The sequence below is a fragment of the Wenzhouxiangella sediminis genome (assembly GCF_003410055.1).
Classification (GTDB): Bacteria; Pseudomonadota; Gammaproteobacteria; order Xanthomonadales; family Wenzhouxiangellaceae; genus Wenzhouxiangella; species Wenzhouxiangella sediminis.
Window position 1 is genome coordinate 105,364 of the sequence record NZ_QUZK01000037.1, and the last position, 16,132, is coordinate 121,495.

Genomic DNA, 16,132 nt, shown 5'->3' on the forward strand with positions numbered 1-16,132 from the left:
GGCCTGCCTTTGTTGGCGCCATGCCGGTAGGGCGCCATGAGCTTCGTTAGTCCGCGCACTCTCCTTCGCCTTCGCGGACTGGAGAAGTCCGTGCCGCACCAGGGCGGGCGGCTCTGGCTGCTCCGTCAGATCGACCTGGACGTGGGCGAGGGCGAGTTCCTGAGCATTGTTGGGCCCTCGGGGTCGGGCAAGACAACCCTACTCAATATCCTCGGCCTGTTCGACAGTGAATTCCGAGGCGAGTACGAGTTCGCCGGCCGCCCGGTCGGAGCGATGAAGTCCGCGCAGCGCCAAAAGCTGGCGCGCGACTTCATCGGCTACGTCTTCCAGCAGTACCATTTGCTCGAGGACCTGACCGTGGCCGAGAACCTCGAAGTTCCCCTGAGCTATCGCGAACTGCCGCGCAGCGAGCGCAAGGCGCGGGTGGCCGACATGCTCGACCGCTTCGGTATCGTCGGCAAGAAAGGTCTTTACCCGAGCCAGCTCTCCGGCGGGCAGCAGCAGCTGGTGGCCGTGGCCCGGGCTGTGATCGGGCGACCGGCGGTAATCCTCGCCGACGAGCCGACCGGCGCGCTGCACTCGAGCCAGGGCGAGATGATCATGGACCTGTTCGCCGAACTGAACGCCGAGGGCATCACCGTGATCCAGGTGACCCATAACGAGGTCAACGCCCGTCGCGGCCATCGCAGCATCGAGCTGTTCGACGGCTGGATGGAAGCGGTCGGGGCGGCCTGATGGTGGTAGCATTCCGGCAGTCTTCCGGTTCTTGGCCATGAGTCGATCCAGCCCTTCGCCCGCCCGCATTCTCGTGGTCGACGATCAGCGCGACGTGCTCGAGGCGCTGCGCTTGCTGCTCAAGGGCGAGGGGTTCCTTGTCGACCTGGTCAACTCGCCGGCCGCGGCGCTCGAAGCGCTGCAACACGACGACTTCGACGCCGTCATTGCCGATCTCAACTACACCCGCGACACCACATCAGGGGAGGAGGGGCTCGAGCTCGTCGAATGTATCCAGTCCCTGGATTCCCGGTTGCCGGTGATCGTGATGACGGCCTGGGCGACCATCGGCGTGGCGGTCGAGGCCATGCGCCGCGGTGCACGGGATTTCATCGAGAAGCCCTGGGACAACCATCGGCTGCTGTCGGTGCTCAACACGCAGGTGGAACTCGGTTGTGCACTGCGCCGCTCCGACCGCCTGGCGGCCGAAAACGATCTTCTCCGCCAGGCCGGAGACGAGGGCTTCATCGCCGACTCGCCGGCCATGCAGGAGGTCGTGCGCTTGATACACCGCGTCGCCCCGGCAGACGTGGCGGTGCTGATCACCGGCGAACCCGGGACGGGCAAGGGTGTCGTTGCGCGCAAGATCGAACAACTCTCCAAGCGTCACGGCAAGCCGTTCATTTCGGTCAACATGGGGAGCGTGCCCGAGGCCGTGTTCGAGAGCGAAATGTTCGGGCACGTCAAGGGTGCTTTCACGGACGCCAGCCAGAACCGGACCGGCCGGTTCGAACTTGCCGACGGCGGGACGCTGTTTCTCGACGAGATCGGCAACGTACCGGCGAGCCAGCAGGCCAAGCTGCTTCGCGTTCTCGAAACCGGGGAGTACGAACCGGTCGGTTCCTCGCGCACCCAGCGTGCCGATGTGCGACTGATCAGTGCCACCAATGCCGATCTCGATGAGATGGTCCGGGCGGGAGAGTTTCGCAAGGATCTATTCTTCCGCGTCAACACGGTCGAGATTCCCCTGCCGCCGCTTCGCGAGCGCCGTGAGGACATCCTGCCGCTGGCCCGGCACGCATTGGCGCAACTGGCCTCACGATACGGCGGATCGCCCGAAGGCTTCGAGCGCTGCGCGCTGGAAGCCATGCAAGCCTATGCCTGGCCCGGCAACGTCCGTGAACTCCTTCACGTGATCGAACGGGCCGTGTTGCTCAGCAAGGGCCCGCGGATCGCCGCGGAAGATCTTCGCCTGGATCATGCGCCCGCGCCCGCAACGAGCCTGGAGCACATGACACTCGACGACGCCGAGCGCGTCTTGATACGCAATGCGCTCCACCGCACAGGGGGCAACGTCAATCAGGCGGCCGAAGACCTCGGCGTGAGCCGCAGTGCCCTGTATCGCCGAATCGAAAAGTACGGCCTGCTGAAGTAGTCTTGGATTCATACGCTCGGTGACCTCCCGCAGGCAGCCAATGTGAAGGAAGACAGACGTATTCCGTTCGAGCTTCGGCTCCTGGTGCTTTGCCTGGCCGGCGGACTGCCTGCCCTGCTTGGCCTCGGCCTGGTGCTCGCGTCGGGCGATTTCGCGCCCGATCTTTCCATCGCCCTGGTGTCGGCGGCTTCGCTCGCCTGGCTCGTCTTCGGCTTCGCCGCTCGCCGCTTCGTCATCTATCACCTGCAGACTCTTTCCAACTTGCTGGAAGCTCTGCGCGAAGGGGACTATTCCTTGCGCGGTCGCCGGGCCCGATACAAGGATTCGCTGGGCGAAGTCATGCGCGAAGTCAACCAGCTCAGCGAAACGCTCCGCGCCGAGCGACTGGGTGCCCGCGAAGCCAGCGCGCTCCTGATGAAGGTGGTCGACGCCGTCGATATCGCGGTTCTCGCCTTCGACGGGCGCAAGAGACTGCGGCTGGTCAATCCCGCCGGCGAGCGTCTGCTCGGGCGCTCCGAATCCGCATTGCGCGACCAGACCGCTGCCGCGCTGTCACTCGAGTCCCTGCTGGAGGGTCCGGAGCGGCAGACGATACAACACCGCTTTGCAGCCGGTAGCGGTCGGTGGGAAGTGCGAATTTCCCGTTTCCGGGAGGGGGGTATTCCGCACTACCTTCTGGTCGTAACCGACCTCAGCCGGGCTCTGCGCGAGGAGGAACGAAAGGCCTGGCAGCGCCTGATTCGAGTGATCGGTCATGAACTCAACAACTCGCTGGCGCCGATCAAGTCCATGAGCGGGACCCTGCAAAAACTGCTTTCCCGAGAGCCGTTGCCGGAAGACTGGCGTGAGGACACGGCGCGCGGACTGGACGTAATTGGCAATCGTGCCGATTCACTCGGCCGCTTCATGACCGCCTACAGCATGCTTGCGCGCCTGCCGTCGCCGAGAAGAAGCAAGGTCGATCTGCGCCCCCTGGTCGAACGAGTCGCCGCGCTCGATCAGCGAGTCCCGGTATTGTGCAGGGGTGAATCGCTGTCGATCCACGTCGACCGAGACCAGATCGAACAGATGCTCATCAACCTGGTCAAGAACGCCGTGGATGCTGCCGAGCAAACGGGGGGTGAAGTTCGAGTGGAGTGGCGAAGCGAGGGAGACGGCGTTCGGATCTCGGTGATCGACTCCGGGCCGGGGATTTCCAACCCGGACAACCTGTTCGTGCCTTTCTTTACCACCAAGCCCGAAGGGACGGGTGTGGGCCTGGTGCTGTGCCAGCAGATCGTCGAGGCCCACGGCGGCGTGCTGACGCTGGTCAATCGAGACGACGCGCGGGGTTGCGTGGCGACGGTTGAACTGCCGGTGTCGTGAAGGGGGAGGGGTCAGGATTCAGGGGCCCGACGACCAGGATGGCGACGTCACACATAGCTCACGCGTGTCCGGACCCGCTACATCGCCCGTCGCCGATGCGACCGCGACTTACGCGGGCATGGCGAAATCGTCGGGGACGCGGCCCCGACCTACGAAACACACTCGACGAGGAACTGCATCCAGGGATGGTCGATGGCGTGTGATAACCACGGGCCGGCGGCGATCAGCACGCCGGTAGTTGCCAGCAGGGCAGCGGCCGTCCAGCGCAGGCCGGGGCGGTTGATGGCCGAGCGGAATTTGAGCATCACGAGCCCGCCGCCCAGCAATAGCGGCACGGTACCCACGCCGAAGGCCAGGATCATGGCGGTGGTGGCCAGCGGGTCGGCGAGCATGACGGCGGTGGCCACCACCGTGTAGAGCAGGCCGCAGGGCAGCAGGCCCCACAGCAGGCCCAGGCCGATGGCGTTGTCCAGGGATTCGACCGGCAGGAACTTCGAGAAAACGGGCATCATGCGCCGGGTCAGCGGCGCGGCGAGTTGCCCGGTGAGATCGCGAAAGCGGCTGGGCAGGGCGATGTAGACCGCCATGAGCACGATGATGCCGCCCAGGGCCCAGCGCATGACCTGCGGGGCGGCCTCGGGCACGGCGGCGGCCGGCAGCATGCCCAGGCCGGTGGCGAGCAGGCCGATGGCGAGATAACTCGAAACGCGCCCCAGGTGAAAGCCGATCGCCAGCCCACCGCGGCCCGAGGGAATCTGCGCGTGCAGCAATCCCACGATCCCGCCGCACATACCCAGACAGTGCGTCGACCCGAACAGCCCGGCCAGCAGGCCGGTCAACAGCGCGGTTTCAACGTTCATTGATCGGAGTCAGTAGAGCGCACTGGCAAAAAACCTTTAAAACGCAAAGACGCAAAGACGCGAAGGAAAACACGAAAAAGTAATCATTTATCGCACGGAATGGATAAAGCACTGCGAAACGCTAGTCTTCTTGATTCTCTATTCCCGATTCTGGGTTCAATCCTTTCTTTCTTTGCGTCTTTGCGTTTTCAAGGTCTTGGTGTTCCGTGTTCTCGTCTTGCGCAGCGCCTTGATTCACTCGCCTATCTGAAGGCTTTTCATCTTCATCCAGGATGTCCAGCGCCGGGGTGTCGAGGTCGTCGAACTGGTCGTTGCGGATCGCCCAGAAGAAGGCACCGATGGCCAGGAGCATCAGCAGGACCGACAGCGGGATGAGGACGTAGATGATGTTCATGGCTCGACGCTAACGGGCGGGTGATGGGAACGCAACGTTGGGTTTCCGGGTTCCGGGTTTCAGGTTTCAGGTTTCAGGTTTCCTTCCGCCGTGCTCAAGCCTCGACTACGGGCTTGGCCGGACCTTGTGTCAGCTCGCTCTCCGGTCCGCGTCGCGCTCCGAGTGGGGAGCCGGCCGGCGCGGCGGCCGTTGGCTACGACCAGGAGGCTCGAGACCGACATGCCGATCGCTGCCGCCCAGGGCGGGATGAAGCCGGTCGCGGCCAGGGGCAGGGCCAGCAGGTTGTAGGCGAAGGCCCAGGCCAGGTTCTGGCGCACGACGCCGACGACGCGCGGGGCCAGCTCGAACGCTCGGCTGACGCGGCCCAGTCCCCGTCCGGTGACGACCAGGTCGGCCTGGGTGCGGGCGATGTCGGCCCCCTCGGCCAGGGCCAGCGACACGTCGGCGCCGGCCAGGACCGGGGCGTCGTTGATGCCGTCTCCGACCATCGCGACCAGTGCGCCTTCGGCCTGCAGGCGTCGCACCAGCTCGAGCTTGTCCGCCGGCTGGAGGTCGCCCTGGTATTGCTCGATGCCGAGTCGTTCGGCCATCCTGGCCACGTTCTCGGTCCGGTCGCCGGAGGCGAGCAGGACCTCGATCCCGCGCGCCCGGAGTTGCGCGACCAACTCCCCCGCGCCCTGGCGCAGCGGGCTGTCGATGCGCAGCCAGCCCAGCACCCGGGCATCGTCGGCCAGGGCGATCCACTGGCCCTCGCCGGGCGGCGCGAGTTCGTGACCGAGCTTTTCGGCGATCCAGGCCGGTTTGCCCAATGCCAGGCGGCGGTCGCTGATGGCGCCTTGCACGCCGGCGGCCATCACCGCCTCGGCGTCCTCGACCGGTCCGCCGTCGTCGAAATCCTCGAAGGCGGTGGCCACCGGGTGGCGGCTGACGCGTTCCAGGCGAGCCGCCAGTCGGAGCGCTTCGTCGCGAGTCAGTTCGGGATCCTCGATGCGGACGTCGGCCACGCTCATTTCCGGCTGCGTGAGCGTGCCGGTCTTGTCGAGCACCACGTGCGTGATGCGCGGCAGCTTCTCGAGCACGTCGCTGCCGGTGGTGAGAATGCCCAGCCTGGCGAAGCCGCGCGCAGCCGAAGCCAGCGCCACCGGCGTGCCCAGAGCCAGGGCGCAGGGGCAGGAAACCACCAGCACGGCGATGACCACCGGCAGCATGTGGGCGGGATCGATCTGCGACCAGGCCAGGGCCGTGAACGCCGCGCCGGTCAGCACGAAGGCGACGAACCAGCCGGCGATGCGGTCGGCGACCTGCGCCAGGCGCGGCTTGTGGCCGCGGGCCTGTTCGAGCAGCTGCACGATGCCGGCAAGCACGGTGGATTGGCCCACCTCCGCGACCTCCACCACCAGTTGGCCGTCGCGCACCATCGAACCGGCCAGCACCGACTCTTCGCGGCCCCGCCGGCGCGGGTTCGACTCCCCCGAAAGCAGGGATTCGTCGACCATGGCCCGGCCGTCGACGATGCGACCGTCAGCCGGCACGGTCTCGCCGGCGCTGACCTGGATACGGTCCCCCGCCTCGAGCTCGACCAGCGCGACCGGCTCGGGCGTGCCGTCTGCTGCGAGACGGCGAGCGGCCGCCGGCAGGGATCGCGCCAGCGCCGAGTGGATCGAGCCGGCGCGTTGGCGCGTGACCAGCACCGCGTAGCGGCCCAGCAGCAGGAAGAAGATGAACATCACCACCGAGTCGAAGTAGGCTTCGCCGGCGTCGAGCAGGGTGGTGACGATACTGGCCGTCAAGGCCAGGAGCATGGCGGCGGCGACCGGCACGTCCATGCCCATGCGGCGTTGCTTGAGCGTGCGCCAGGCCGATTCGTAGAAGATCCTTCCGGAATACAGGGCCACCGGCACGGCGACCAGCATGCTGATGAGCTGGAAGAAGCGTTCGCTGGTCGGGTCGATGTCCTGGAAAGCGCCGATGTAGCCCGCCAGGGCGTAGCTCATGACCTGCACCATGCCCAGGCCGGCGACCACAATAGCCTTGAGCAGGCGTCGGCGCTCCGTGCGATCACGCTGCTCGCCGGCCAGGGGCGAGTCGAGATGCGGCCGGTAGCCGAGCGCCGCCAGGCGCGTGGCGATCTCGCTCAATGGCGTTCGTGCGGGATCGAAATGCAGTCGGGCGCGGCCGTCGCCGATATCGACCTGGATTTCGGCCACGCCGTCGAGTTCGCCGACGAATCGCTTGATCAGCCAGGAACAGGCAGCGCAGTGCACGTTCTCGAGCACCAGGGTGATCTGCGCGAGCCCGTCGCAGTCGCTGCGCGCGTAGTGGCGCAGAATGGCGTCGCGATCCCAGGCGCTGTAGTCTTCGGGGCTGGCGGCGGCCTCCGGGCGCTCGGGCAGGGCGTCGCGAAAGTCGTAGTAGCGGTCGAGTCCGGCCTGGTCGATCAGGGTGGCCACGGCCTGGCAGCCGTGGCAGCACATCGGACGGGGCTTGCCGCCGATGGTGGCCTGCAGGTCGACGCCGCGGGGCACCGGCTCGCCGCAGTGCCAGCACGCCGTCGACGCCGTCTGGCTCACAGTTTCTCCGGATCGAGCCCGATCTGGCCGGCGACTTCGCCGGAGAATCGCCCCGCCAGCCACCAGGTCTGCTGCAGGTCGCTGAGAATGACGCGGGCGCGTTCGGGCGGCTGGATGCTGCCCATCTGGACCTGCCAGCGGTCGGCGTCGATGCGACGCGCCACGGCGGAAACGTCACGACCCGCGTCGGTGGGATGCTGGAAGCGCAGCAGCAACTGGTCGGGAAGTTCTTCGAGTTGGTCCGCGCCGAGGACCAGTTCGGCCAGATTGTCGTCCACGGAGAGCAGGGCACTCAGCCCGAGGCTCGCGGCCCGGTCGGCGCGTTCGCGCGTGTCGACGAGCACCTTGCCCAGCGGCTGGTAGTCGCCGGTGACCATCTGGGGCGCGTTGTTGATGCCGATGACCAGTACGCTGGTGCCGGAGGCAACGCCCATGCCGAGAATTCCGAGAAAGAACCAGACCCAGAATTCGCGGTACCAGGGGCGTGCTTCGATGTCGTTCATTTCAAGTTCCATTGAATCACTCCAGGGCGCGCGCCGGGATGAAGAACCGAGTTTCGGTTTCGTTGAGTATATTGCCCGCCGCATCCGTGGCGATGATCGTGATCTCGTGCATGCCCACCCGGGCCCGGTCGATCGGCATGCCGATCGTCAGGGGCTGGTTGGCCACCTCCGAGGGCGCGATGATCACCGAGTCGGTCGGATCGATGATTCGCAGCCCCGACAGCGCCTCGCTTTCAACGCCGATGCTCACCGACAGGTCGCGATCGGTTCGATTGGACAGCTTGAGCGTGTAGGGGTTCTCGAGCGTCTGCTCGGTCACGCGGTGCAGCGCCGTGCGGTCGCGCAGCACGTCGACGAGTAATGGGTCGCGGCCGGTCAGGACCAGGCCGACCAGCGTGGCCAGGGCGAGCAGCGCGGCCAGGTAGATGAAGATGCGCGGCCGGAGAATGCGCGTCGGCTTGCCGGCCATGGCGTTTTCGGTGGTGTAGCGAATCAGGCCGCGCGGATAGCCCATGCGATCCATCACGTCGTCGCAAACGTCGATGCAGGCCGCGCAGGCGATGCACTCGATCTGCAGGCCGTCGCGGATATCGATGCCGGTCGGGCAGACCTGCACGCAGCCCAGGCAGTCGATGCAGTCGCCCAGGCCCAGTTCGGCACGGTCGGCGCTCTTCTTGCGCGGCCCGCGCGGTTCACCTCGGTTGACGTCGTAGGAAATGACCAGCGAGTCGTCGTCGAACATCGCCGATTGGAAGCGCGCGTACGGACACATGTACTTGCAGACCTGCTCGCGCAGGTAGCCGGCGTTGCCATAGGTGGCGAAGGCGTAGAAGAACAGCCAGAAGGTTTCCCAGCCGCCGAGGTTGAACTCGACCAGTCTCAGGCCGAGATCGCGAATGGGAACGAAGAACCCGACGAAAGTGAAGCCCGTCCAGAGCGCGAAGGTGATCCAGAGGAACTGCTTGGCCGACTTGCGGGCGATCTTTTCCTTGTTCCAGGGGCCCTGGTCGAGCTTCATGCGCTTGTTGCGGCGACCCTCGGTGACCCGCTCCATCCACAGGAACACCTCGGTCCAGACCGTTTGCGGACAGGCGTAGCCGCACCAGAGTCTGCCGGCCAGGGCGGTAAAGAAGAAAAGCGTCAGCGCGGCCATCGCCAGCAGCAGCGAAAGGATGATCAAATCCTGCGGCCACAGCGTGATGCCGAAGATGTGGAACTGTCGGTTGACCAGGTCGAAGAGGACGATCTGCTGGCCGTTGATGCTGATCCACGGCAGCACGTAGTAGAGGCCCAGCAGCGACCAGGCGGCGATCACGCGCAGGCGGGCGAAACGACCCTTGACCTCGCGCGGATAGACCTTGGGCTGCTTGACGTAAAGCGGAATGGATTCCGTGCTGACGCCGTTGCTCATTACTGCATCCTGCGGTTGAAGCGACTGGCCGGCCGAAGCAGCAGCCAGGTGAAGAGACTGGAGGCGGCCGTGGCCGCCCAGAACAGGAAGAAGCCGATGGTGTAGCCGGCCATTCGGCTCAGTTCGAGTTCGGGAAACGTCATGTCGCGCAGCATCAGCGGGTCGACGATGGCGAAGAACACCATCGTCGCCACGCCGGCGGCGAAGAACGACGGCCAGAGGATGGCCCCCAGGCGCTGGGCCAGGGGGCGCGGCGGGATGTCGAGATCAGCCCTGGTCATCGTCTTGCTGGCTCAAGCTGAGGACATAAGCCGCGACGAATCTCGTACGGATCTCGCCGAGCAGATCCATCTGCGCCGGCATCACGCCGTTGCGCCCGCCACGGATCGTCTCCCGGATGGTATCGAGATCGCCGCCGTAGGTATAGACGCCAGCCGTCAGATCGGGCGCACCGAGATAGATGTTGCCGGTGCCTTCCGGGCCGTGGCAGGCCGCGCAGTTCTGCTGGAAGAGCTTCTCGCCGGCGGCCGCCATGGTGGCGTCGACCGTGTTCCCGGCCAGCTGCTGCACATAGATAGCCACTCGAGTCACGCCCTGCTCGCCCAGCGAGTCACCGAACGGCGGCATGACCGCCTGGCGACCGGCCTGGATGGACTCGAGCACGCGCTGGGGAGCCCCGCCCCAGATCCAGTGGCTGTCGGTCAGGTTGGGATAACCTTCGGCGCCGCGGGCGTCGGAACCGTGGCAGGTCGAGCAGTTGTGGGCGAAGATGTTGCGCCCCACCCGCAGTGCCTCTTCATTGTCGGCAAGCTGCTCCACCGGCTGGGAGGCCAGGTCGGCGAACTGTGCCTGGAAGGCCTTGGCGGCTTCTGCCATCTCGGCTTCGTATTGCTTCTCCTGCGTCCAGCCCAACGTGCCGTCATAGCGGCCCAGGCCGGGATAGAACACCAGGTAGCCCAGCGAAAAGATGACCGACAGGTAGAACAACCACAGCCACCAGCGCGGCATCGGGTTGTTGTACTCGCGCAGGTCTTCGTCCCAGACGTGACCCGTGGTGTCTGCGCCGTCACCGTCGGTCTGCTTGTTCACCCTGGCGCGGCCGGTGGCGATGAACAGCCAGACCATCGCGGCGGTGAAGCCGAGCGTGATGATGACGACGAACCAGTGCCAGAACGCGCTCATGATGAATTCTCCTTGTCCTTTTGATCCTTGTCTTGCCGACGGCGATTTTCCTCGTCCAGCGGCAGGTTGGCCTGTTCGTCGAAGTCTTCCTTGCGCTTGACCACGAACACCCAGATGACGATGGCCACGAAGGCGATCATGGCGAAGGCGGTGACCAGCCCGCTGCTCATGAGTCGCCTCCCTGGGCCATGGCCGCGGCCGTGGCCTCGTCCTGGCCGGTCCACTCGGTACCCAGGCCCTGCAGGTAGGCGATCACGGCCTCGAGCTGGGTGCGCCCGGCGACGGCGTCCGCTGCCGCTTCGATCTGCTCTTCGGTGTAGGGGTGGCCCATACCCTTGAGCACGCGCATGCGTTTCTGGATGGACTCGGGATCGACGAATCGTTCGGCCAGCCAGGGATAGGCCGGCATGTTCGATTCCGGCACGACCGCGCGCGGGTCCATCAGGTGCAGCTCGTGCCAGGCGTCGCTGTAGCGGCCGCCCACGCGGGCCAGGTCCGGACCGGTTCGCTTCGAGCCCCACTGGAAGGGCCGGTCGTAGACGAACTCGCCGGCCACTGAATAGTGGCCGTAGCGCTCCGTTTCCGACCGGAAAGGACGGATCTGCTGGCTGTGGCAGTTGTAGCAGCCTTCCGACACGTAGATATCGCGTCCGGCCAGGCGCAGCGCACTGTAGGGCTCGACGCCTTCGGCCGGTTCGACCACGGCGGCCTTGAACATCAGCGGGACGATCTCGACCAGGCCGCCGAAGCTGATGGCGACCACGATCAGGACGGCCATCAGGCCGGCGTGTTTTTCGATCTTGTCATGCATTGCCATGATTGAAGTCTCCGTATCGATCAGGCGTGGGCCGGTGCCTTGACCGGCACTTCGAGATCATCCGTTTCGCGCATCTGCCAGGTCTTCCAGACGTTGTAGAGCATGATGAACATGCCCGACAGGAACACCAGGCCGCCGAGCAGGCGCAGCATGTAGAACGGCTCGGTCTGCTGCAGCACCTCGATGAAGGTGTAGGTCAACGTTCCGTCGTCGTTGAACGTGCGCCACATCAGGCCCTGCATCACCCCGGCAATCCACATGGCGGTGATGTAGAGCACCGTGCCGATGGTCGTGACCCAGAAGTGCCACTCGATCAGCTTGGTCGAGTACATCTTGTCGACGCCGAACAGGCGCGGGAACAGGCCGTAGAGCGAGCCGATGGTGATCATCGCCACCCAGCCCAGCGCGCCGGAATGCACGTGGCCGATCGTCCAGTCGGTGTAGTGCGACAGGGCGTTGACCGTCTTGATCGACATCATCGGGCCCTCGAAGGTCGACATGCCGTAGAAACTCAGAGCCACGATCATGAAGCGCAGGATCGGGTCGGTGCGCAGTTTGTACCAGGCGCCCGACAGGGTCATGATGCCGTTGATCATGCCGCCCCAGCTGGGTGCGAGCAGCATCAGGGAGAACACCATGCCCAGCGACTGCACCCAGTCGGGCAGCGAGGTGTAGTGCAGGTGGTGCGGACCGGCCCACATGTAGATGGCGATCAGCGACCAGAAATGCACGATCGACAGGCGGTAGGAGTAAACCGGGCGGCCGGCCTGCTTGGGCACGAAGTAGTACATCATGCCCAGGAATCCGGCGGTCAGGAAGAAACCCACCGCATTGTGGCCGTACCACCACTGCACCATGGCGTCGACGGCGCCCGAGTAGACGGGGTAGGAGTGCAGCCAGTCGGTCGGGATGGCCAGGTTGTTGACGATGTGCAGCACCGCGATCGTCAGGATGTAGGCGCCGAAGAACCAGTTGGCCACGTAGATGTGGCGCACCTTGCGCTTGACGATGGTGCCGAAGAACACGACGGCGTAGGCCACCCAGACGACCGCGACCAGGACCGACAGCGGCCAGATCAGCTCGGCGTACTCGCGGCTCATCGTGTAGCCCAGCGGCAGGGTGATGACTGCGCCGATGATCACGGCCTGCCAGCCCCAGAAGGTGAAGGCCGCCAGCGATCCGCCGAAAAGTGGGGCGTGACAGGTTCGCTGCACCACGTAGTAGCTGGTGGCGAACAGGCCGGAGCCGCCGAAGGCGAAGATCACGGCGTTGGTGTGCAGGGGCCGCAGGCGGCCGTAGCTGAGCCAGGGAATGCCGGCTCCCAGCTCGGGCCAGATCAGCTGCGCGGCGATGATCACGCCGACGAGCATGCCGACGATGCCCCAGATCACGGTCGTCCAGGCGAACTGCCGGACGACGCGGTCGTTGTAGGTGGTGGAATGCGCCATCGTGGATTCCTTGTTGTTGGTCGGTACCAGAACGGGGTGGTAGCGGATTATCCTCAGTGCGGAAGCCTGAATACTTGATCAGAATCAATCATGGGCTACCGCCGGTCCCCAGACGGTATGATTGCGGCGATGAATCCGCAAGCACCGTGCTTCCACAGGCTCGCATGCCTCGCCTGAGAGTCAATGACTGGCTGCTGGCCGAGGCCTTTCGCCATGTCGAGGAGCGCGTGGGACGACAGCCCGACGCAGCGGCACTGGCGATCGCCCGAGACCGCGGCGGGGACCTGCCCGGACGCATCCGGGCCCGGGCGAACGCCCTCGAGCAGGCGCCGGGTCTGCGCGCCGACATCCAACGCCTCCGGCGCGCGCTGGCCTGGCTGGGCGGCGCCTTGTTGCTGGTCGGCCTGGCCCTGGGCGCCCTCGCCGCGCGCGCGACCATCGCCGACCGCCAGGTCGACATCCTCCTGGCGACTGCGGCGCTGTTGCTGGTGCCGAGCCTGATGCTCATCGCCTGGGTCGCCGCAATGCTGCTCGGCTTGCGCCGTGGCGGTTCCGGCGGCCTGGTCGGTGGGGTGGTGCTCAACGCCCTGCGCTGGCTGGGTCCGCGGCTGCTTTCCTCGCCGCATTCGGCCGAAGCGATGACCGCATTCGGGGGCGCCGCAGCTACGCCCTGGGGGCGCTGGCGCCTGAGCGCGATCACCCACGGTTTCTGGCTGGCCTATGCTGCCGGTGCCTCTGCAACCCTGTTCGTGTTCTTCGCGGTGGTCCAGTACGAGCTCACCTGGGGCACCACCCTGCTGAGCGACGACAGCGTCGTAGGCCTGGTCGAGTGGCTGGCCGCCTGGCCGGAGTTGCTGGGACTCATGCCCGAGGCCGACCGGGCCTGGATCGAGGCGGGTCGGGAAGGCACCGGCGACGTCTCGGCCCGCGCGCAGTGGGCTCGGTTCCTGCTGGCGATGATCGCGGCCTGGGCGATGGTGCCGCGAGCGATTCTCGGCCTCGCCTCCCTGGGCGTCTCCGCCCTGGTCGGCCGCCGCATGGAACTCGACACCACGCGCCCGGGCTACCTGCGCCTGGCCGCCGATCTCTCGCCGGCGCGGGCCGGGGCCGAAACGAAGGATCGGCCCGTGCCGGAGGCTGCGTCGCGACCTCGGCGTCGCCGGCGATCCAACGCGGAGGGAATCCTCGCCGTGGCCGTCGAACTCGAAGGCATGGATGTCGATGTGGCCGGCCTCGTGCCCGGAATCGAGCTGATCGACCTGGGTCGCGCGGACGACCGGGCCGGCCGCAGTGCGGCGATCGAAACCGTCGAAGGGCTGCGCCGGCCGGCGGCCGCGGTGATCGGCGTGTGCTCGATGCTGCGCACACCCGACGCCGGCACCGAGCGCTTCCTGGCCCGGCTGGCCGAAGGTGCCGACGCACCCCTTTGGATCGTGGTCGATGAAGGCGGCCGCTTCGAGGCGCGCGGCGGCGATGTCGCTTCGCGCCGGCAGGACTGGCAGGCTCTTGCGGATCGCGCCGGCGGCCAGGCGGTGTTCATCGACCGCGAAGCGCCCGGCGCCGCGGAGCTCGCCCGCCTGCACCGAGCGCTCGACGGCGGGGGCGTTTCGTGAGCGGGCGACACCTGAAGGTCGCGGTCGTCGGGCACACCAATACGGGCAAGACCTCGCTGGTGCGCACGCTGACGCACAATCGCGCCTTCGGCGAAGTGCGCGACCAGGGCGGCACGACCCGGCGGATCGTCTCCGGCGAGTTGGTGGCCGACGGCGGCGCGCGCATCGAGTTGTTCGACTCGCCCGGCCTGGAGAGTGCCCCGGAGCTGCTCGACTGGCTCGACCGCCAGCCGGGCGACCGACACGACGGGCCGGCGCGCATCCGGCGCCTGATCGAGAACGCCGAGACCGCCGCGCGCTTCGATCACGAGGCGCGCGTTCTGGAGCTGATGCTGGGTGTCGACGTGGCGCTTTACGTCATCGACGCCCGCGAGCCGGTGCTGGAGAAGTACCAGGACGAACTGGCCGTACTCGGCCTGTGTGCACGGCCGATCGTGGCCGTGCTCAATTTCACCGCCGCGCCCGACAGCCGCGAGACCGAATGGCGCGAGGCGCTGGCGCGGGTTCAGCTGCACACGGTGCTGGCTTTTGACGCGGCCGTACGGGATCCGGCGACCGAACTGGCCCTGTTCGAGAAGCTCAAGAGCCAGCTCGACCAGCACGCGGCCGCGCTATCGGCCTGGCTCGAACACCGTCGGGCCGAGGAGCGGCGTCGCCGGCGCGCCGCCCTGGAGGCCACCGCGTCCCTGCTGCTCGACGTGGCCGCCTTCGCGCGCGAGGTGCCCGCCGACAGCGAGGCCGCCCGGCAGCGGGCCTGGCGCGAAATGCACGACGCCATTCATCGCCGCGAACAGGCCTGCGTGGATACCTTGCTCGAACTCTATCGCTTCGGCCGCGAGGACTTCGACGAGGAAGAACTCCCGCTGAGCGAAGGGGGGTGGCAGGCCGATCTGTTCGATCCCGAGACCTTGCGGCACTACGGGCTGCGCGCCTCCGGCTATGCCGCGCTGGGCGCGGGCGCCGGTGCGGCGATCGATGTCGGTACCGGCGGGCTGTCGCTGGGCGCCGGCACCCTGACCGGTGCGGCCCTGGGTGCGGGTGCGGGACTGGTGCGCGGCGCCGGCTCCCGGCTGGTCAGCCGGATCCGGGGCCGGGCGACTCTGCAGGTCGACGACGCGGTGATGCGATTGATCATGGTTCGCGCCCTGGAGCTGCTCTCTGCGCTGGTTCGCCGAGGCCACGGCAATCCCGGCCGTATCCGGGCGCGGATCGTTGACGACCTGCAACGGCGTCGACTGCCGCGCAGTGTTCGCCGGGCCCGCCACCATCCGCGCTGGTCGGCGCTCAACGAGGGTGGCGGAGGGGCCGATTCGCGAGCGGATGCCCTGGCGGTCCTGGTGGACGAGCTCGATCGACTTGCCGCCGATGCAGGCGATCGCTTCGAGCGTCACTGAGTGCCCGCGGGTCGACTCGTTGCGTATCTCGCAACGCGCAGATTCTTGTGGAATTTGTCATGAATCAGGCGTACAATTATTCGTGCCTGTGGTAAATGGCGCTTGCGAATTCTGGTCGACCCCTCCCTTCTGGCAGGACATCGCCAAAATCCCATCCTCATTTTCCCCGGCACTTTTATTTTTTGTTTATACAGGTAGCAAGATCATGGCAACAGGTTCAGTCAAGTGGTTCAACGAAGCCAAGGGTTTCGGTTTCATCAGCCAGGATGACGGCGGCAAGGACGTTTTCGTTCACTTCTCCGCGATCCAGGGCAGCGGCTTCAGGACGCTGGCCGAAGGTCAGAAGGTGACCTTCGACATCCAGGACGGCCCGAAGGGCCCGCAGGCCGCCAACGTGCAGCCCGCCTGAAGCGAACCGCTTCACGA

16 protein-coding genes are annotated in these 16,132 nt (G+C 66.4%); 6 read left to right on the top strand and 10 right to left on the bottom strand.

Features of this window, described 5'->3' with window-relative positions; translation table 11 throughout:
• The first annotated feature begins 36 nt into the window (after positions 1 to 36).
• The 3 genes from DZC52_RS09080 to DZC52_RS09090 are packed head-to-tail and all read left to right on the top strand — an operon-like array spanning position 37 to position 3,514.
• Positions 37 to 735 carry an ABC transporter ATP-binding protein gene (locus DZC52_RS09080; protein WP_116650823.1) on the top strand — a complete coding sequence of 233 codons (699 nt, stop codon included), beginning with the start codon at positions 37 to 39 and terminating at the stop codon, positions 733 to 735.
• Between the two features lie 37 nt (positions 736 to 772).
• Positions 773 to 2,149 (top strand): sigma-54-dependent transcriptional regulator, encoded by a 1,377-nt coding sequence (locus DZC52_RS09085; protein WP_116650824.1) that lies wholly within the window; start codon positions 773 to 775, stop codon positions 2,147 to 2,149.
• Between the two features lie 42 nt (positions 2,150 to 2,191).
• Positions 2,192 to 3,514, top strand: a complete 1,323-nt coding sequence (locus DZC52_RS09090) for a sensor histidine kinase (protein ID WP_220338320.1) — start codon at positions 2,192 to 2,194, stop codon at positions 3,512 to 3,514.
• 149 nt (positions 3,515 to 3,663) lie between these two features.
• Here DZC52_RS09090 and DZC52_RS09095 read toward each other — a convergent pair whose 3' ends face one another.
• The 10 genes from DZC52_RS09095 to ccoN all read right to left on the bottom strand — a co-directional run bounded on the left by DZC52_RS09095 (position 3,664) and on the right by ccoN (position 12,699).
• Complete coding sequence (locus DZC52_RS09095) at positions 3,664 to 4,374, bottom strand: sulfite exporter TauE/SafE family protein (protein ID WP_116650825.1); 711 nt, start codon at positions 4,372 to 4,374, stop codon at positions 3,664 to 3,666.
• A 121-nt stretch (positions 4,375 to 4,495) separates the two neighbouring features.
• Positions 4,496 to 4,768, bottom strand: coding sequence for a cbb3-type cytochrome oxidase assembly protein CcoS (gene ccoS, locus DZC52_RS09100; protein ID WP_116650826.1), 273 nt, complete (start codon positions 4,766 to 4,768; stop codon positions 4,496 to 4,498).
• A 59-nt stretch (positions 4,769 to 4,827) separates the two neighbouring features.
• Positions 4,828 to 7,338 (bottom strand): heavy metal translocating P-type ATPase, encoded by a 2,511-nt coding sequence (locus DZC52_RS09105; protein WP_147307646.1) that lies wholly within the window; start codon positions 7,336 to 7,338, stop codon positions 4,828 to 4,830.
• Complete coding sequence (locus tag DZC52_RS09110) at positions 7,335 to 7,853, bottom strand: FixH family protein (RefSeq protein ID WP_181918865.1); 519 nt, start codon at positions 7,851 to 7,853, stop codon at positions 7,335 to 7,337. Before DZC52_RS09110 ends, DZC52_RS09105 begins: the two co-directional genes overlap by 4 nt.
• Positions 7,854 to 7,857: 4 nt before the next feature.
• A complete protein-coding gene (gene ccoG, locus DZC52_RS09115) occupies positions 7,858 to 9,252 on the bottom strand; it encodes a cytochrome c oxidase accessory protein CcoG (protein WP_116650829.1) in 1,395 nt (464 codons plus the stop codon).
• Complete coding sequence (locus DZC52_RS09120; RefSeq protein ID WP_116650830.1) at positions 9,252 to 9,533, bottom strand: hypothetical protein; 282 nt, start codon at positions 9,531 to 9,533, stop codon at positions 9,252 to 9,254. Before DZC52_RS09120 ends, ccoG begins: the two co-directional genes overlap by 1 nt.
• Positions 9,520 to 10,434: a cytochrome-c oxidase, cbb3-type subunit III gene (gene ccoP, locus DZC52_RS09125; RefSeq protein WP_116650831.1), complete on the bottom strand. Its 915-nt coding sequence runs from the start codon at positions 10,432 to 10,434 to the stop codon at positions 9,520 to 9,522. Before ccoP ends, DZC52_RS09120 begins: the two co-directional genes overlap by 14 nt.
• Entirely contained in the window at positions 10,431 to 10,604 is a 174-nt protein-coding gene (locus DZC52_RS09130; protein WP_116650832.1) for a cbb3-type cytochrome oxidase subunit 3, read from the bottom strand. Before DZC52_RS09130 ends, ccoP begins: the two co-directional genes overlap by 4 nt.
• Complete coding sequence (gene ccoO, locus DZC52_RS09135; protein WP_116650833.1) at positions 10,601 to 11,251, bottom strand: cytochrome-c oxidase, cbb3-type subunit II; 651 nt, start codon at positions 11,249 to 11,251, stop codon at positions 10,601 to 10,603. The genes DZC52_RS09130 and ccoO overlap by 4 nt, the downstream gene beginning before the upstream one ends.
• A 20-nt stretch (positions 11,252 to 11,271) precedes the next feature.
• The gene (ccoN, locus tag DZC52_RS09140; protein WP_116650834.1) at positions 11,272 to 12,699 is read right to left on the bottom strand and encodes a cytochrome-c oxidase, cbb3-type subunit I; all 1,428 of its coding nucleotides are present in this window, start codon (positions 12,697 to 12,699) and stop codon (positions 11,272 to 11,274) included.
• 164 nt (positions 12,700 to 12,863) lie between these two features.
• Between ccoN and DZC52_RS09145 the strand changes: the two genes are divergently transcribed.
• The 3 genes from DZC52_RS09145 (at position 12,864) to cspE (ending at position 16,115) form a co-directional block, all read left to right on the top strand.
• On the top strand, positions 12,864 to 14,312 hold the full coding sequence (locus DZC52_RS09145; protein ID WP_116650835.1) for a DUF2868 domain-containing protein: 1,449 nt from the start codon (positions 12,864 to 12,866) through the stop codon (positions 14,310 to 14,312).
• Complete coding sequence (locus DZC52_RS09150) at positions 14,309 to 15,706, top strand: GTPase/DUF3482 domain-containing protein (RefSeq protein WP_116650836.1); 1,398 nt, start codon at positions 14,309 to 14,311, stop codon at positions 15,704 to 15,706. Before DZC52_RS09145 ends, DZC52_RS09150 begins: the two co-directional genes overlap by 4 nt.
• A gap of 205 nt (positions 15,707 to 15,911) precedes the next feature.
• On the top strand, positions 15,912 to 16,115 hold the full coding sequence (gene cspE / locus DZC52_RS09155; RefSeq protein WP_116650837.1) for a transcription antiterminator/RNA stability regulator CspE: 204 nt from the start codon (positions 15,912 to 15,914) through the stop codon (positions 16,113 to 16,115).
• Positions 16,116 to 16,132: the final 17 nt, after the last annotated feature.

Excerpts from the sequence above, each read along its gene's own strand:
- DZC52_RS09080 (WP_116650823.1), top strand. The coding sequence starts at position 37 with ATGAGCTTCGTTAGTCCGCGCACTCTCCTTCGCCTTCGCGGACTGGAG.
- DZC52_RS09085 (WP_116650824.1), top strand. The coding sequence starts at position 773 with ATGAGTCGATCCAGCCCTTCGCCCGCCCGCATTCTCGTGGTCGACGAT.
- DZC52_RS09095 (WP_116650825.1), bottom strand. The coding sequence starts at position 4,374 with ATGAACGTTGAAACCGCGCTGTTGACCGGCCTGCTGGCCGGGCTGTTC.
- ccoS (WP_116650826.1), bottom strand. The coding sequence starts at position 4,768 with ATGAACATCATCTACGTCCTCATCCCGCTGTCGGTCCTGCTGATGCTC.
- DZC52_RS09110 (WP_181918865.1), bottom strand. The coding sequence starts at position 7,853 with ATGGAACTTGAAATGAACGACATCGAAGCACGCCCCTGGTACCGCGAA.
- ccoG (WP_116650829.1), bottom strand. The coding sequence starts at position 9,252 with ATGAGCAACGGCGTCAGCACGGAATCCATTCCGCTTTACGTCAAGCAG.
- DZC52_RS09120 (WP_116650830.1), bottom strand. The coding sequence starts at position 9,533 with ATGACCAGGGCTGATCTCGACATCCCGCCGCGCCCCCTGGCCCAGCGC.
- ccoP (WP_116650831.1), bottom strand. The coding sequence starts at position 10,434 with ATGAGCGCGTTCTGGCACTGGTTCGTCGTCATCATCACGCTCGGCTTC.
- DZC52_RS09130 (WP_116650832.1), bottom strand. The coding sequence starts at position 10,604 with ATGAGCAGCGGGCTGGTCACCGCCTTCGCCATGATCGCCTTCGTGGCC.
- ccoO (WP_116650833.1), bottom strand. The coding sequence starts at position 11,251 with ATGGCAATGCATGACAAGATCGAAAAACACGCCGGCCTGATGGCCGTC.
- ccoN (WP_116650834.1), bottom strand. The coding sequence starts at position 12,699 with ATGGCGCATTCCACCACCTACAACGACCGCGTCGTCCGGCAGTTCGCC.
- DZC52_RS09145 (WP_116650835.1), top strand. The coding sequence starts at position 12,864 with ATGCCTCGCCTGAGAGTCAATGACTGGCTGCTGGCCGAGGCCTTTCGC.
- cspE (WP_116650837.1), top strand. The coding sequence starts at position 15,912 with ATGGCAACAGGTTCAGTCAAGTGGTTCAACGAAGCCAAGGGTTTCGGT.